Here is a 13648-nt window from a genome sequence, read left to right as displayed (position 1 = left end):
ATATGTTCTACGGCCGCGGGCTTCACAGTTCCCCGGGCTTCTGCAGCAGCTCGTCGATGCGGGCCAGGAACCGGCCGCCGCGCAGCCCGTCGCTCACCCGGTGGTCCGCGGACAGCGTGGCGATGGCCGCATGCCGGATACCGAGCATCCCGTTGTGCGCCCACGGCTGTTCCAGGACCTTGCCGAAGCCCACCATGGCCACCTGCGGCGGATAGATCACGCCGTACACGCTTTCGACGCCGAGATCACCCAGGTTGGTCACCGTGATGGTGGGGTCGGCCATCTCCGCGCGCTGCAGCCGGCCTGCCCGGGCCCGGCCCACCAGGTCGCGCAGCTGGTCCATGAGCTCATCGAGCGTCAGGGTGTCGGCGTCGTGCAGGGCCGGGGCCACCAGGCCGCCGTGCCGCAGGGCCACCGCCACGCCCAGGTGCACGGCCGCGCTGGCTTGAAAGGCGCCCTTGGTGAAGAAGCCGTTCATGTCCGGCACCTCCTTGGCCGCGAGCGCAGTGGCCTTCAGCAGCAGGGCTGACGGCACCAGCCGCGAGGAGACCGGCCGCTGCTGGTTCGCCGCCTGCATCCAGGCCATCGCGGCCGCCAAATCCAGGGTGGTGGAGAGGTAATAGTGCGGGATCTCCTTCTTGGACCGCGACATCAGCGCGCCGATGGCCTGCCGCAGGGTTTCGGCCTTGCCGGTGTCCTTCCTGCCCCGCGGCGGGGACACCTCCGGTTCCGGAGCTTGAACGGGCGACGGCGGCGCTTCCGCCGGCTTGTCCGCTTGGAGCTCCCGGGGTGCCCGTTCCCTGGGCGGCACCGCGGCGAGCACGTCCTCCTCGGTCACCGCACCGGCCGGCCCTGTTCCGGTGATGGCCTGCAGCTCGACGCCGAGCTCCGCTGCCAGCCGCCGGGCCAGCGGCGAGGACCGCACCCGGTGCGACGCGCGCTCCCCCGGTTCCGCCGGCACTTCCCCAACCGCTGCCGGAGCAGCCCCGGCCTCGGTGCCGGGCCCTGCCACGGCGCGTTCGACGTCGGCCCTGGTCACCTCCCCGCCGGGACCGCTCCCGCGGATGCGTCCGACGTCGACCCCCAAGGCGTGCGCGAGGTGCCGCACCGGCGGCGCGGCTTTTCCGGCCTCCTCCACGTCCCCTGCCGGGCTTCCCGGGTGAGCGGGCGTTGGTTCTTTTGGTGCCAAAGGCGAGCGGGCGTCGGGGGAAAACGTGTTGGAAGTGAGCGGGGGTGAGGGCTGGAGTTCTGCCGGGGTGGCCGTGATCCGGGCGATGGGGGTGCCCACGTCAACGGTGTCGCCGATGTCCACCAGGAACTCGGCCACCACGCCTTCCTGGAACGACTCGATGTCCATGACGGTCTTGTCCGTGTCCACAGCCGCCACCAGATCGCCCTTATGGACGTAGTCCCCGGGCTTGACCAGCCACTCCACCACCTTGCCGTGCTCCATGTCCGCGCCCAGGGACGGCATCCGGAGCTCAGCCACCGGCGCCCACGGCCCTTCGCGCGGCGGCCATCACCCGCTCCACCGACGGCAGCGCCGCCTGCTCCAGGTGCTTGGCGTACGGGACGGGCACCTCCAGGCTGCACACCCGCTCCACGGGGGCGTCCAGGTCGAAGAACGCCTGCTCACAGATCCGGGCCGCGATCTCGGCCGAGATGCTGCCGCTGCGCCAGCCCTCGTCCACCACCACGGCCCGGTGCGTTTTGGCCACGCTGTCCATGACGGTGTGCGCATCCAGCGGGCGGAGGGTTCGGAGGTCGATGACGTCTGCGTCGATGCCTTCCCCGCCCAGCTGCTCCGCGGCCTCCAGCACCAGGGGCAGGGTGCCGCCGTAGGTGATGAGCGTCAGGGCGCCCCCTTCGCGCAGGACCGCTGCCCTGTCGATGTCCACGGCGCCGGCATCGTCGTCGAGCTCCCCCGCCACGTTGTAAAGGGAGCCGTGCTCGAAGATCAACACCGGGTCCGGATCCTGCAGCGCGGTCCACAGCATGCCGCGGGCGTCGGCCAGGGTGGCCGGGGCCAGGATGCGCAGCCCCGGAATGTGCGCGTACCAGCCTTCCAGGCTGTGCGAGTGCTGGGCACCGAGCTGGCGGCCGGCGCCGGTGGTCATCCGGATGACGATGGGAACGTTGAACTGGCCGCCGGACATGTGCAGCAGGGTGGCGGCGTTGTTGATGATCTGGTCCAGGGCCAGCAGGCTGAAGTTGACGGTCATGATTTCCACCACGGGCCGCATCCCGCCCAGCGCCGCGCCGATCCCTGCACCCACAAAACCGGATTCGGAGAGCGGCGTATCCCGGATGCGGTCCGGCCCGAATTCCTCCAGCAGGCCCAGGCTCACGGCGAAGCTGCCGCCGTACCGGCCCACGTCCTCGCCCATGAGGAACACCCGTTCGTCGCGCTGCATGGCATCACGGAGGGCCGCGCGCATGGCCTCCCGGTAGGTGGTTTTCATCCTGCAGTCCCGCCTTTCCCTGCTGTGCCGTTCCACTCCGATGCACCGCCGTCGCCGGCGCTGCCGTCATCCGGCCGGTCGCTGTAGACAAACCGGCTGAGCTCGGACACCGGCTCCGGCGTCCCGTTCTCGGCGAATCCGACGGCGGTGCTGATCTCCGCGTCCACGTCCGCCCGCAGCGCGTCCCAGTCCTTCTCCGGCAGCTGGCCCGCCGCCTGCATGGCGGCCTGCAGCAGGCTGATGGGGTCCCGTTCCATCCACTGGGCCACCTCTGATTTCTCCCGGTACAGCTCCGGATCGAACATGGAGTGGGCCCGGAACCGGTACGTGCGCAGCTCCAGGAAATGCGGGCCGCCCCCGGACCGCACCGCGTCCACCGCGCGCCGGGCGGCTTCCTCCACAGCGAGCACGTCCATGCCGTCCACCGCCCAGGCGGAGATTTCGTAGCCGGCGGCCTTGAGGGCGATGTCCGTCTGGGATTCGGAGCGGCCCAGCGCCGTGCCCATGGCGTAGAGGTTGTTCTCGCAGCAGAACAGCACCGGCAGCTGCCACAGAGCAGCCAAATTCATGCTTTCGTGGAACTCGCCCTCGGCCACGGCGCCTTCGCCGAAGAAGCAGACGGTCACCCGCTGGCGGCCGGCCATCCGGTCCGCGAGCGCCAGCCCGACGGCGAGCGGCAGCCCGCCGGCCACGATCGCGTTTCCGCCATAGAAGCGGGTGACGGCGTCGAAAAGGTGCATGGAACCACCGCGGCCGCGGCAGCAGCCCTCGGCGTGGCCGTACATTTCGGCGAGGATGGCGCCGGCCGAGACGCCGCGCAGGAGGGCGTGCCCATGTTCACGGTAAGTGGCCACCACGGCGTCGTCCGGTGCCAGGGCTTCCATGACCCCTGCGGCCACGGCCTCCTCACCGATGTAGACGTGCAGGAAGCCTCGGATCTTGGCGGCACTGTAAAGCTCAATGCATTTTTCCTCGAGCCGGCGCACCCGCAGCATTTGCCGCAGCAGGTGCACGCCGTGCTCCGCGTCCGGGATCCCTTGGCTCCTGAGCGTGGTCATGGCTGGTCCTTGCGGGTACTGATGGCCGTTCCTGCCGGGGACTCCAGGGTAGAGGTGTCACCTTCGGGAAGCCCCAGCTCGCGCGATTTCAGGAGCCGGCGGAGGATCTTGCCGCTGCGGGTCTTGGGCAGCGTGGTGGTGAAGTCCAGCAGCCTCGGTGCCACGGCCGCGCCCAGCCGTTTCCGCGCAAAACCGATGATGTCCAGCTGCAGCTCCTCCGTTGGCTCGTAGCCGGCCTTGAGTTCCACGAAGGCCTTGACCACCTCTCCGGCCACGGGGTCCGGCACCCCGATCACGCCGGCCTCGGCCACGGCCGGATGCTCCATGAGGCAGCTTTCCACCTCGAACGGGCCGATCAGGTGGCCGGAGGACTTGATCACGTCGTCGCCGCGGCCCACGAACCAGAAGTAGCCGTCGCCGTCGCGCTTTGCCAGGTCGCCGGTGAGGTACCAGCCGCCGGCGAAGCAGCGCTGGTAGCGCTCCTCCTCGTTGAGGTAGCCGCGGAACATGGATGGCCAGCCGGGCCGCAGGGCAAGCTCGCCCATGGTGTCCGGTCCGGTGACCAGAACCGCCTCGCCGTCTTTGACGATGGGCTTGCCGTCGGCGTCGCGGGCCACCAGTGCCGCCTCAATGCCGGGAAGCGGCCGGCCCATGGAGCCGGGCCGGATGTCCATGGCGGGATAGTTGGCGATCATGATCCCGCCGGTCTCGGTCTGCCACCAGTTGTCATGCACCGGCAGGCCCAGCACGTCCTGGCCCCACACCACCGCCTCCGGGTTCAGCGGCTCGCCCACACTTGCGATGAAGCGCAGCGCGGAGAGGTCATGCCCGGCAGCCCGTTCGGCGCCTGCCTTCATGAGCATCCGCAATGCCGTGGGCGCCGTGTACCAGACCGTGACGTGCTGCTCCGCGAGGATCCGGTACCAGCGGTCGGCGTCCAGTTCCTCCTCATCCACGATGGCAGTGACCCCGTGGACCAGCGGGGCGATGATGCCGTAGGAGGTGCCGGTCACCCAGCCCGGATCGGCGGTGCACCAGTAAACGTCGTCCGGGTGCAGGTCCAGCGCGAAGCGGCCGGTGGCGTAATGGGCCGCGACAGCGTCGTGGACGTGGATGGCACCCTTGGGTATGCCCGTGGTGCCGCTGGTGAAATGCAGCAGGGCCATGTCCCCGGGCTGGGTGGCGGCGATCTCCTCGATTGGGTCGGCCTGGGCCAGGAGGGCGGCCAGGTCCAGGGTTCCCTGTTCAGGGCTTCCCTGTTCCCCGCTGCCGTCCGGGTCCACCAGCAGGACGTGGCGGAGGTCGGGAAGGGAGTCCCGCACGGGCGCCACCTTTTTGCGGTACAGCGCCTTGGTGGTTACCAGCACCCGGCCGGCGCCGAGGTGCAGCCGCTGCCGCACCGGTTCCGGGCCGAAGGCGGAAAAGAGCGGGCAAAAGACGCTGCCGTTCTTGAAGGTGCCCAGCACCGCGGTGTACAACTCAGGGCTGCGGCCCAGGAGCGAAAAGACGCGCTCGCCGCGCCCCACCCCAAGGCTCTTGAGCACTGCCGCGAATTTGCTGGACCCTTCCGCAAGGCCGCCGTAGCTGAGGGACCGGGTGCCGCCGTCGGCCTTTACGAAACGCAGGGCCTCCTTGCCGCCGCGGCCTTCCGCCACGTGCCGGTCCACGGCCTCGTACGCGATGTTCAGGCCCCGGCCGCCGGGCAGTCCGGCCAGCGCCTGCCGTGCCTGGTCCCAGCTGAAGTCCCGCCGGGCGGCGTCGTAATCGAGCAGGTTGGGCTGGACCCGGAAGGCGGTTACGTCCTTGGTGATGGCAGGCCAGCGTGTGGAACGCTCAACTGCGGCGGTCACGGTGCTCCTCTGGTCCATCATGTTCCTTTGGTTAGGGCTAGAACCCCGTTGGCTCGGTCTCGAGCTCCGGTTCGCCGGGCTGGTATTCGTGGTGCAGCGGCCGCAGCGCCTCGGTCCGCGGATGCCAGAACAGGGCGTCGTAGCGGTCCCCCATCCGCGTGGGCACGTAGTTGCCCCTCTCCCGGTGCGGGTTGTACACCACGCCGATGGCCCGGTGTCCGCGCCAGGACCCCAGCCACGGCCCGGACCGGTCAGCTCCGAACACCAGCACCGACGGCTCCCCCAGCGCCTCGTTGAGGAGGTCCTCGTGGCTCCCGTGCACTGCCGCCGGAACCTCCATCACCCATTCCGGGGAGCCCCATGATTCGGCGGCGGTCACGGACCCGGCGAAGGACGCGAACCCGGCCAGTACCACCTCATTGGGGTGGCGCTGGCGCACCAGCTGCCCGATGTTGACCATGCCGTCGTGGGACATGTCCGTGGCGCGCGCATCGCCCACGTGGGTGTTGTGCGCCCAGACCAGCCCCTTGGACCCGGGCCCGTGGTGGCGCGAGATGCGGTCGATGGTGTCGCTCATGTGATGGTCGCGGATGTTCCAGGACTGCTGGTCGCCGCGGACCATGGTCCGGTAGTAACGCTCGGCGTTCGTTGCCACAATGGCGTTCTGGATGGCGTCAAAAGCGGCCGGATCGTCCTGCATCCGGCCCAGGGCCTGCCGCCGGACCTCCGCCAGCAGGGTCACCACGTCCGCTTCGCAGGACTGCGGGACCAGGCGGTTGCTCAGGGCATACCGCTGCGGGTCCTCGCGGAACGGGATGAAGCAGTGCCAGGCCTGGAGTGCAGCCGGGAGTGCCTCACTGGCGTTGGCCTCCAGCCAGGCGAAGATTTCCCGCAGCGAGTCCCACAGCGAGTAGACGTCCAGGCCGTAGAAGCCCGTCCGTTGGTGCTCCGGGAGCCGCATGTTCCATTCACGGAGCCAGGTGAGGAATTCGGCCACTTCGTAGTTGGCCCACATCCACGTGGGCCAGCGTTCAAAGCCGGCCAGCAGCCGGCGCGCGTCCATGTCCTGGCCGGACTCGCCCCTGACCCAGCGGTTGATGCGCCAGCAGTCAGGCCAGTCACCCTCCACGCCGATCCAGGTGAAGCCGTATTCTTCGATCAGCCGGCGGCTGAGCAGTGCCCGCCAGTGGTAGTACTCCTGGGTGCCGTGGGATGCCTCGCCCAGGCACACGAAACGGGCCGGGGCAGCGAGGCGGACCAGCGGTTCGAGGTGGTCGGCGGTGGCCAGGGGGTGGGCCAGGCTGCGGATCTGGGCTGCTTCCGCCGCGCGTTCCGCCCCGCGTTCCTCCCAGCGGCCGGTGCCGGTGTTGCCTGCGGCGGTGTTCATTCCCTGGCCTCCGGCGCGTGCCGCCCTACCGGCGAGGGCAGGAGGTAGTGCCGGAACCAGTCCGCGGCCAGGGTGGCCGCCATGGCAAGGGTGCCGGGTTCTTCGAAGAGGTGGGTGGCACCGGGGACGACCTCCAGCCGGGTGGGGGCCTGCATGCGCGCCATGGCCTGCCGGTTGAGGGCCAGCACCTGGGTGTCGGCGCCGCCAACAATCAGGAGGGTGGGGGCTTTCACGGCGGCGAGCCGGGAGCCCGCCAGGTCCGGCCGGCCGCCACGGGAAACGACGGCGGCCACCTGGGCACCGGGCGCGGCGGCCGCCCACAGTGCAGCCCCCGCGCCGGTGCTGGCACCGAAGTAGCCGATCCTGCCGGCCGAACCGTCATGCCGTGCCTCCAGCCAATGCGTCGCGGAGGAAAGGCGGCGGCCCAACAGGCGGATGTCGAATACGTTGGCCCGGTTGACCTCCTCTTCGGGTGTCAGCAGGTCAAGGAGCAGCGTGCCCAGGCCGGCACCGTGCAGCACCGAGGCGACGAACCGGTTGCGGGGGCTGTGCCTGCTGCTGCCGCTGCCGTGGGCGAAAAGGACCGTGCCGTCGCAGCGGCCCGGCAGGTAGAGGCTGCCGCGCAGGACCACCTTTCCGTCCGGGATTTCGACGTCGTCCTCCAGGCTGCCGTCTCCCCCGTACCCGTCGCCTTGGTGCGGCAGGGCGGCAGCGGCGTCCAGCAGCTGCACCACTTCGCCATCCTCGGTGGGCGAGAAGTCGCGGTAGTAGTAGCCCACGGCCTGGAAGTCCTGGGGCGAAAGCAGGCAGACGACGTCGTCCGGTTCCTTAAGCTCCACAATGGCTCGGGAGGGGGCAACGGGGACGGCAAGGATGACTTTCGCTGCGCCGAGTTGCCGGGCCACCTGGCAGGCTACCCGGGCGGTGGAACCGGTGGCGATGCCGTCGTCAACAATGACCACGGTGCGCCCGGTAAGGTCGACGCGCCGGCGTCCCTGGCGGAACCGCGCCACCCTGCTTTCAAGCAGGGCGCGTTCCTGCCGCTCCACCCGCTGCAGGTCTTCCTGAGACACCCGGGCCATGGAGATGGTGCGCGGATCCAGGACGCGGACATTGCCCTCCCCGATGGCTCCCATGGCCACCTCGGGTTGGAACGGAACCCCCAGTTTGCGCACCACCACCACGTCCAGCGGCGCTTCAAGGGCCTTGGCCACCTCGAACGCAACAGGAACGCCGCCCCGGGGCAGGCCCAGCACCACGACGTCCCGGCCGCGCAGGCCGGCCAGCCGCTTGCCCAGCCGCCGCCCGGCGTCGGACCTGTCATGAAACGCAACCATCGCCGTCACCCGTTATGTGTGATTTCTTCCCCTGGCAGGGCTGCCGCCGCGGGGTTCCATGTCATCCGGAGGACGAAGTGGGCGTCGGAACTGCTCTTGGCAATCACCGCCCCTGCGTCCCCCGCGAGCTTTACGCCGAACTCAACCTGGATCTGTTCGGGGGTGAGTTCCGCCATGGCCTCCAGTGCTGCGCGGGCGGCGGGGCGGACGCTGGCAAGTGCATCTTCCAGGCGCCGGCCCGTGTCCAGGATGCCCTGTTCGTTGCGGGCGGGATGGTCCACGCCGTAGCTGTTGTCCGCAGCCTCAACGAGCACGGTTCCGGATCCCACTTCGTAGCGCAGCACTTCAGTCATGGCGGATTCCTCCTGCTAATGCGAGACGCGGTAGGTGTGATGGAGGTCGGTGCTGGGCTTAATGGCCACCGCTGTTACCACCAGTGCCACCGCCCCTGCGATCCACGACGTCCAGGCTGCGCCCGTAGCGCCCGTGTATGTCCCGAGCCATGGCGAGAGGACCAGTCCTGCGGCGAGGATGGCCTGCACGTATTCCATGGCCGGAGTTCCCGGCATTGCCAGGTTGATGATGCCGCTGACCACCAGGAGCCCGCCGAAGACGAGCATCAGGGTGGTGGACATGTTTTGCTGCCGCGTGAACAGGACCGCCACCGCGGTGAAGAGTCCGGCGGCGGCTGCTACATAATCCTGCCACCGATACCACTTTTTCACTGAACTTTCCTTTCTGTTCAGGGCCGGATGCGTTGTGCGTTTCCAGCCCGCGGGCCTCAGCTTCCCGCGATTTAAGTCAACGCCTGCCGGACACCCCCTTCTAGGGCAGAAAGACCTGTGGCGTGGGCGGCCGGCAGGTGAATGGCGCGGGCCGGACAGGGGCACGGATTCACTGCCAACTCACAGGCATTGCCCTTTCGAAACGCGGTTTCGGTGTGCAAGAGTGTCCGCAACGCTGGGGCGCCAAAACCTCCCGGCCGGACTGCCCGGCAGCCCGGCCGGCAGGCACCTACGATCAAGGAGACCGGGCGTGCAACCAGCATCAACTCCCCGAAAAAGGGCCCGGTGGTGGCGGGCCCCCGGCCTGCTCCTGGGACCGGTCCTTGTGGTATCCGTCGTGGCAGGATGCCAGGCCGCCAACCCCGCGCCCGCTCCTGTGGACACTCCCACGACGGCACCGGCGCAGGGCCCAACGCCCCCGGCAGGCATCAGGGCCACGGCGAGCCCCACCCCCGCCGCCCCGGGCGCAACACCGGAGGCAGCCCGGCCAAAGGGCAGCCCCGGGCATGTCTTTGTCATCAACCTCGAAAACAAAGGCTACGACTCGGTGTGGGGTGGCAACTCCCCCGCCCCGTACCTGTCCGGCACGCTCCGGAAGCAGGGGGTGCTGCTGAACAACTACTACGGAATAGCCCACAACTCGCTGCCCAACTACCTGGCCCAAATCTCCGGACAGCCGGCCAACGACAGTACAAGGCAGGACTGCCGCACCTACACTGCGTTCCACGCCACCGGCACCGGGCCGGACAACACATTGCAGGGCAACGGCTGTGTCTACCCGCAGGGCACCCAGACGTTGGCCGGGCAGCTGACCGCGCAGGGCAAAACGTGGAAGGGCTACATGGAGGACATGCAGCAGCCCTGTGAGCACCCGGCCATCGGCGAAGCGGACGACCACATCAGGGCCACCCGGGATGAGATGTACTCCACGCACCACAATCCGTTTGTCTACTTCCGCTCCATCATTTCGTCCCCGGGCTGCGCCAGGAACGTAGTCAACTACTCTGCCCTTGGGGATGACCTGAAGTCCGTGGACACCACCCCGAACCTTGCCTACATCACCCCGAACCTGTGCCACGACGGGCATGACGATTCCTGCGCGGACGGTACCGCTGGAGGCCTGGGAGCGGTGGACGACTGGCTCAAGGACCAAGTCCCGGCCATCCTCTCCTCCCCCGCCTACAAGCAGGACGGCATGCTGGTGATCACCTTCGATGAGGCCGAGGGAGATTCGGCCGGTCCCTCCAAGGGAGACTCGGGGAGCCCTGCCGGGGGCGCGGCCGGGGGGCGGGTGGGAGCGCTGGTCCTCTCCCCGTTCGCCACTGCGGGCGGCTCCTCGGAACGGCCCTACAACCACTACAGCCTGCTGGCCACCATCGAGGACATCTTCGGCCTTCCCCGGCTGGGACTGGCCGGGGACCGGGGCGTGAAGACCTTCGGCGACGACGTCATGCAGCAGGCATCCTAGGGTGAGGGTTCCAAGGATGGGGCGGCGGCCAACCGTCCTGGCCGTGAGCGTGGCGGTGGCTTTGGTGATTCTCGCCGTCGCAATTCCTGCCGCCCTGCGCCCCGGGACCTCGCCTGACCCGGGCGCCGGCATTTCCAAGATCAAGCACGTGGTGATCATCACCCAGGAGAACAGGTCCTTCGACAGTTACTTCGGCACCTATCCGGGGGCCGACGGGATTCCCATGAAGGACGGCAAACCCGCCGTGTGCGTTCCGGATCCTGCCAAGGGCGGCTGCGTGGCGCCTTTTTACAGCACCGCGGACGTTAACGCCGGCGGCCCGCACAGCCCTGATGACGCCGCCGCCGACATCAACGGCGGGGCGATGGACGGGTTCGTGGCGCAGGCGGAAAAAGGCATCGCCCACTGCGGGCCAACTGCCACTGACTGCACGTTCACGTCGAAGGCCACCGATGTGATGGGCTACCACGACCGGAAGCAGCTGCCGACCTACTGGGACTACGCTGACAACTTCGTGCTCCAGGACCACATGTTCTCGTCCGCCGCGGCCGGAAGCCTCCAGGCCCACCTCTACATGGTCTCGGAGTGGTCCGCCAAGTGCACCAAGGCCGGGGACCCGTCCTCCTGTGTCAACGCGCTGGAAAGCCTCGACCCGGAGCCGGAGAAGGCGGACTTCGACAAAAGCCTCATCGGCAAATGCCAGGCAAACGCGGATCTGCAACCTTGCCGGGACGCCCTCCAGGCCGCTGGCATCAGTTCCGACCTGGCCGTCCAGACTGAGCAGATTGCCTCCGCCGACTGCAAATCCACCGATTCCTTCACCGCCTGCAAGGCCGGCGCCAACGCGGCCGACATCCCGGACGCCCTGAAGGAGAAACTGGCCCAGGCTGCCAGGACCCTCAGGCGGCCGGACTATGCCTGGACCGACCTGACGTACCTGCTCCACAAACATTCCGTCCCGTGGGCGTACTACGTGTTCAGCGGCACCGAACCTGACTGCCGCAACGACGCCGCCACCTGCCAGCCCGTCAAGCAGGACGCCGAAACCCCGGGCCGCTGGAACCCGCTGCCGTACTTCGACACCGTCACCGAGGACGGCGAGCAAGGAAACATCAAACCGCTGGATGGCTTCTACGACGACGCCCGGCAGGGCAGGCTTCCGGCCGTCACCTGGGTGGCCCCCACCGATGAGGTCAGCGAACATCCCCCGGCCAGGGTCAGGACAGGCCAGCAGTATGTGGCCGGGCTGATCAACGCCATCATGAGCGGGCCCGACTGGAACAGCACGGCCATCTTCCTCAACTGGGACGACTGGGGCGGGTTCTACGACCACGTCCCCCCGCCGGTGGTGGACAAGAACGGATACGGCCTTCGTGTCCCGGCCCTGGTCATCAGCCCGTACGCCAGGAAGGGATTCATCGACCACCAGGTCCTCAGCCAGGATGCCTATCTGAAGTTCATCGAGGACGATTTCCTGGGCGGTGAGCGGATCGACCCCGCCACCGACGGCCGGCCGGACAACCGGCCCGGCGTCCGCGAGGACAACCCGCTCCTGGGCGACCTGGCCAGTGCCTTCGATTTCAGCCAGGCGCCGCGGCCGCCCCTCATCATGCGCAACGCGACCACCTACTGACAGTGCCTCCTCCGCCCGGCGTCCGGTCCGGAACCGCTGGCCCTGCTACGTCGTGGCCCCCTCTGCCGGATTGGAATCGGGCGGCGCAGCCTCCCGCCGACGCGCTTCCTCCGGCATGGCCTCGGCCTGCAGCACGGCCGGGCGCTCTGCCGGAACGGGTGCGGCCGCGGCGCCGGCGGCTGCCGGCGTGATGTTCTGGTTGACATGGAAGAAGTTGTCGGGGTCGTACTTAGCCTTGAGTTCGGCCAGCCGTGCATAGTTCGACCCGAGGGTGTCCTCAATCCTGGACTGGTCGTCTGCGTCCTGGAAGTTAAGGTAGCCGCCGGGCTCCGAGAATTCGTGGAGGGCGTTCCAGTATTCCCGGACCCAGGCGATGTTCCTGTCGTTCTCGGCCGGCTCGGGCCACTGGGCTGCGATAACCGGCGCAAAATTCACGTCACGGTAGGCGAAGGCGGTGGCCTCCGGGGCAACACGTTGCACGGCGCCGTCGATCGGATAGAAGTGGTTTGCGGAGTGAACGCTTGGTATGCCGGGTGCGTAGGCGACGGCGGTGCGGAGCGCATCATCGCTGAGCGTGCGGAGGAAGTCAGCCTTCCAATAGCCCTGCAGTCCGGGGACGCCGCTGAGCCCGTCGAACATGATGTTGAGTGCGGGGTAGGGCATCGGTGCAAAGAAACTGCCCAGCACCTGCCCGGCGTCCAGCATTGGCTGCCATTGCGCAGGTCCGGCGTCAAGATCGCCGGTCCACATGCCCGCGACTACAGCCACCGGTTTTCCATGCCATTCCTCGGGCAGGAACGGCACCGGAGGACCCAGGTGGAATCCCAGGAAGGCGCCCATTTCTTCGGGTTCGGCGGCAATCCATTCGCGGTAGGCGGCGCCAACCTGGACTCCGGTTGCGGCATCGAAGAACATGATCCCCACATGGACCATGTCCACGGGGTGCAGGCGGAATTCCATGGACGTGACCACGCCGAAGTTGCCGCTGCCGCCACGGAGCGCCCAGAAAAGGTCGACGTTTTCCGCTTCGCTGGCAGTGACAAAGGTTCCGTCGGCGAGGACGACATCGGCAGAAACGAGGTTGTCGCAGGACAACCCGTACTTACGGGAGAGGTATCCGATGCCACCGCCGAGGGTAAGGCCGGCGACGCCGGTTGAGCCAATGATGCCGCCTGTGCTGGCCAGCCCGAATGCGTGCGTGGCGTGGTTGTAGTCTGCCCACGTTGCACCGGGCTCCACCCGGGCCACCCTTGCCACCGGGTCCACCCGCACTCCCCGGCGGGCTGAGAAATCAAGGACCAGTCCGCCGTCGACCGTCCCGAAACCCGGCGCGCTGTGCCCGCCTCCGCGCACGGCAACCTCAATATCAAGGCCACGGGCGAAGCGTACGGCCGCCAGAACGTCCGCCACCTGGGACACCCGAAGGACTGCTGCGGGACGACGGTTGATCATCCCGTTGTACACGAGGCGCGCGGCCTCGTACTCGGCGTCGTCCTCTTCGATAACCTGCCCGCGGACCTGTTCGCGGAGCACGTCGAAACGATCGCTACCCATCACAACTCCAGTTATTTTGTTCGAAGACCAGGGGCAGCCGGCTCCATACAAGGCCCAGCGGGGACCAGCATGATGATTCTTTCGGTATACGCCGGGGGGTGAAGGGGGTCAAGG

The 13648-nt window shown here is 68.3% G+C and carries 11 protein-coding genes; 2 read left to right on the top strand and 9 right to left on the bottom strand.

Features of this window, described 5'->3' with window-relative positions; genetic code table 11:
• Positions 1–22: 22 nt before the first annotated feature.
• Genes ACR65J_RS11550 through ACR65J_RS11515 form a run of 8 tightly spaced genes read right to left on the bottom strand, consistent with a single transcriptional unit; the run spans position 23 to position 8819 of the window.
• Positions 23–1489, bottom strand: coding sequence for a dihydrolipoamide acetyltransferase family protein (locus tag ACR65J_RS11550; protein WP_440168854.1), 1467 nt, complete (start codon positions 1487–1489; stop codon positions 23–25).
• On the bottom strand, positions 1482–2462 hold the full coding sequence (locus ACR65J_RS11545; RefSeq protein WP_440168852.1) for an alpha-ketoacid dehydrogenase subunit beta: 981 nt from the start codon (positions 2460–2462) through the stop codon (positions 1482–1484). The genes ACR65J_RS11550 and ACR65J_RS11545 overlap by 8 nt, the downstream gene beginning before the upstream one ends.
• Positions 2459–3520 (bottom strand): pyruvate dehydrogenase (acetyl-transferring) E1 component subunit alpha, encoded by a 1062-nt coding sequence (gene pdhA, locus ACR65J_RS11540; protein WP_440168849.1) that lies wholly within the window; start codon positions 3518–3520, stop codon positions 2459–2461. Before pdhA ends, ACR65J_RS11545 begins: the two co-directional genes overlap by 4 nt.
• Positions 3517–5388 carry an acetate--CoA ligase gene (gene acsA / locus ACR65J_RS11535; RefSeq protein WP_440168846.1) on the bottom strand — a complete coding sequence of 624 codons (1872 nt, stop codon included), beginning with the start codon at positions 5386–5388 and terminating at the stop codon, positions 3517–3519. Before acsA ends, pdhA begins: the two co-directional genes overlap by 4 nt.
• Positions 5389–5407: 19 nt before the next feature.
• Positions 5408–6757 (bottom strand): erythromycin esterase family protein, encoded by a 1350-nt coding sequence (locus ACR65J_RS11530; protein WP_440168843.1) that lies wholly within the window; start codon positions 6755–6757, stop codon positions 5408–5410.
• Complete coding sequence (locus ACR65J_RS11525) at positions 6754–8094, bottom strand: phosphoribosyltransferase family protein (protein ID WP_440169099.1); 1341 nt, start codon at positions 8092–8094, stop codon at positions 6754–6756. The genes ACR65J_RS11530 and ACR65J_RS11525 overlap by 4 nt, the downstream gene beginning before the upstream one ends.
• Positions 8095–8099: 5 nt before the next feature.
• Positions 8100–8447 carry a CU044_2847 family protein gene (locus ACR65J_RS11520; protein ID WP_440168841.1) on the bottom strand — a complete coding sequence of 116 codons (348 nt, stop codon included), beginning with the start codon at positions 8445–8447 and terminating at the stop codon, positions 8100–8102.
• 15 nt (positions 8448–8462) lie between these two features.
• On the bottom strand, positions 8463–8819 hold the full coding sequence (locus ACR65J_RS11515) for an SPW repeat domain-containing protein (RefSeq protein WP_440168839.1): 357 nt from the start codon (positions 8817–8819) through the stop codon (positions 8463–8465).
• Between the two features lie 310 nt (positions 8820–9129).
• On the opposite strand from ACR65J_RS11515, the gene ACR65J_RS11510 reads away from it, so the two are divergent.
• Together ACR65J_RS11510 and ACR65J_RS11505 are read left to right on the top strand one after the other, a co-directional pair.
• Positions 9130–10347 carry an alkaline phosphatase family protein gene (locus ACR65J_RS11510; protein WP_440168836.1) on the top strand — a complete coding sequence of 406 codons (1218 nt, stop codon included), beginning with the start codon at positions 9130–9132 and terminating at the stop codon, positions 10345–10347.
• 16 nt (positions 10348–10363) lie between these two features.
• Complete coding sequence (locus ACR65J_RS11505; protein ID WP_440168833.1) at positions 10364–11980, top strand: alkaline phosphatase family protein; 1617 nt, start codon at positions 10364–10366, stop codon at positions 11978–11980.
• Positions 11981–12025: 45 nt separating this feature from the next.
• Here the strand turns inward: ACR65J_RS11505 and ACR65J_RS11500 are convergent, their stop codons facing one another.
• Complete coding sequence (locus tag ACR65J_RS11500) at positions 12026–13534, bottom strand: FAD-binding oxidoreductase (protein WP_440168830.1); 1509 nt, start codon at positions 13532–13534, stop codon at positions 12026–12028.
• Positions 13535–13648: the final 114 nt, after the last annotated feature.

This window comes from Arthrobacter sp. SAFR-044 (assembly GCF_059414985.1).
This window is presented reverse-complemented; position numbering and strand designations above follow the sequence as displayed.

What these genes read in the sequence shown, in the direction of transcription:
- ACR65J_RS11545 (WP_440168852.1), bottom strand. Translation starts at nt 2,462, where the DNA reads ATGAAAACCACCTACCGGGAGGCCATGCGCGCGGCCCTCCGTGATGCC.
- pdhA (WP_440168849.1), bottom strand. Translation starts at nt 3,520, where the DNA reads ATGACCACGCTCAGGAGCCAAGGGATCCCGGACGCGGAGCACGGCGTG.
- acsA (WP_440168846.1), bottom strand. Translation starts at nt 5,388, where the DNA reads ATGGACCAGAGGAGCACCGTGACCGCCGCAGTTGAGCGTTCCACACGC.
- ACR65J_RS11530 (WP_440168843.1), bottom strand. Translation starts at nt 6,757, where the DNA reads ATGAACACCGCCGCAGGCAACACCGGCACCGGCCGCTGGGAGGAACGC.
- ACR65J_RS11525 (WP_440169099.1), bottom strand. Translation starts at nt 8,094, where the DNA reads ATGGTTGCGTTTCATGACAGGTCCGACGCCGGGCGGCGGCTGGGCAAG.
- ACR65J_RS11520 (WP_440168841.1), bottom strand. Translation starts at nt 8,447, where the DNA reads ATGACTGAAGTGCTGCGCTACGAAGTGGGATCCGGAACCGTGCTCGTT.
- ACR65J_RS11505 (WP_440168833.1), top strand. Translation starts at nt 10,364, where the DNA reads ATGGGGCGGCGGCCAACCGTCCTGGCCGTGAGCGTGGCGGTGGCTTTG.
- ACR65J_RS11500 (WP_440168830.1), bottom strand. Translation starts at nt 13,534, where the DNA reads ATGGGTAGCGATCGTTTCGACGTGCTCCGCGAACAGGTCCGCGGGCAG.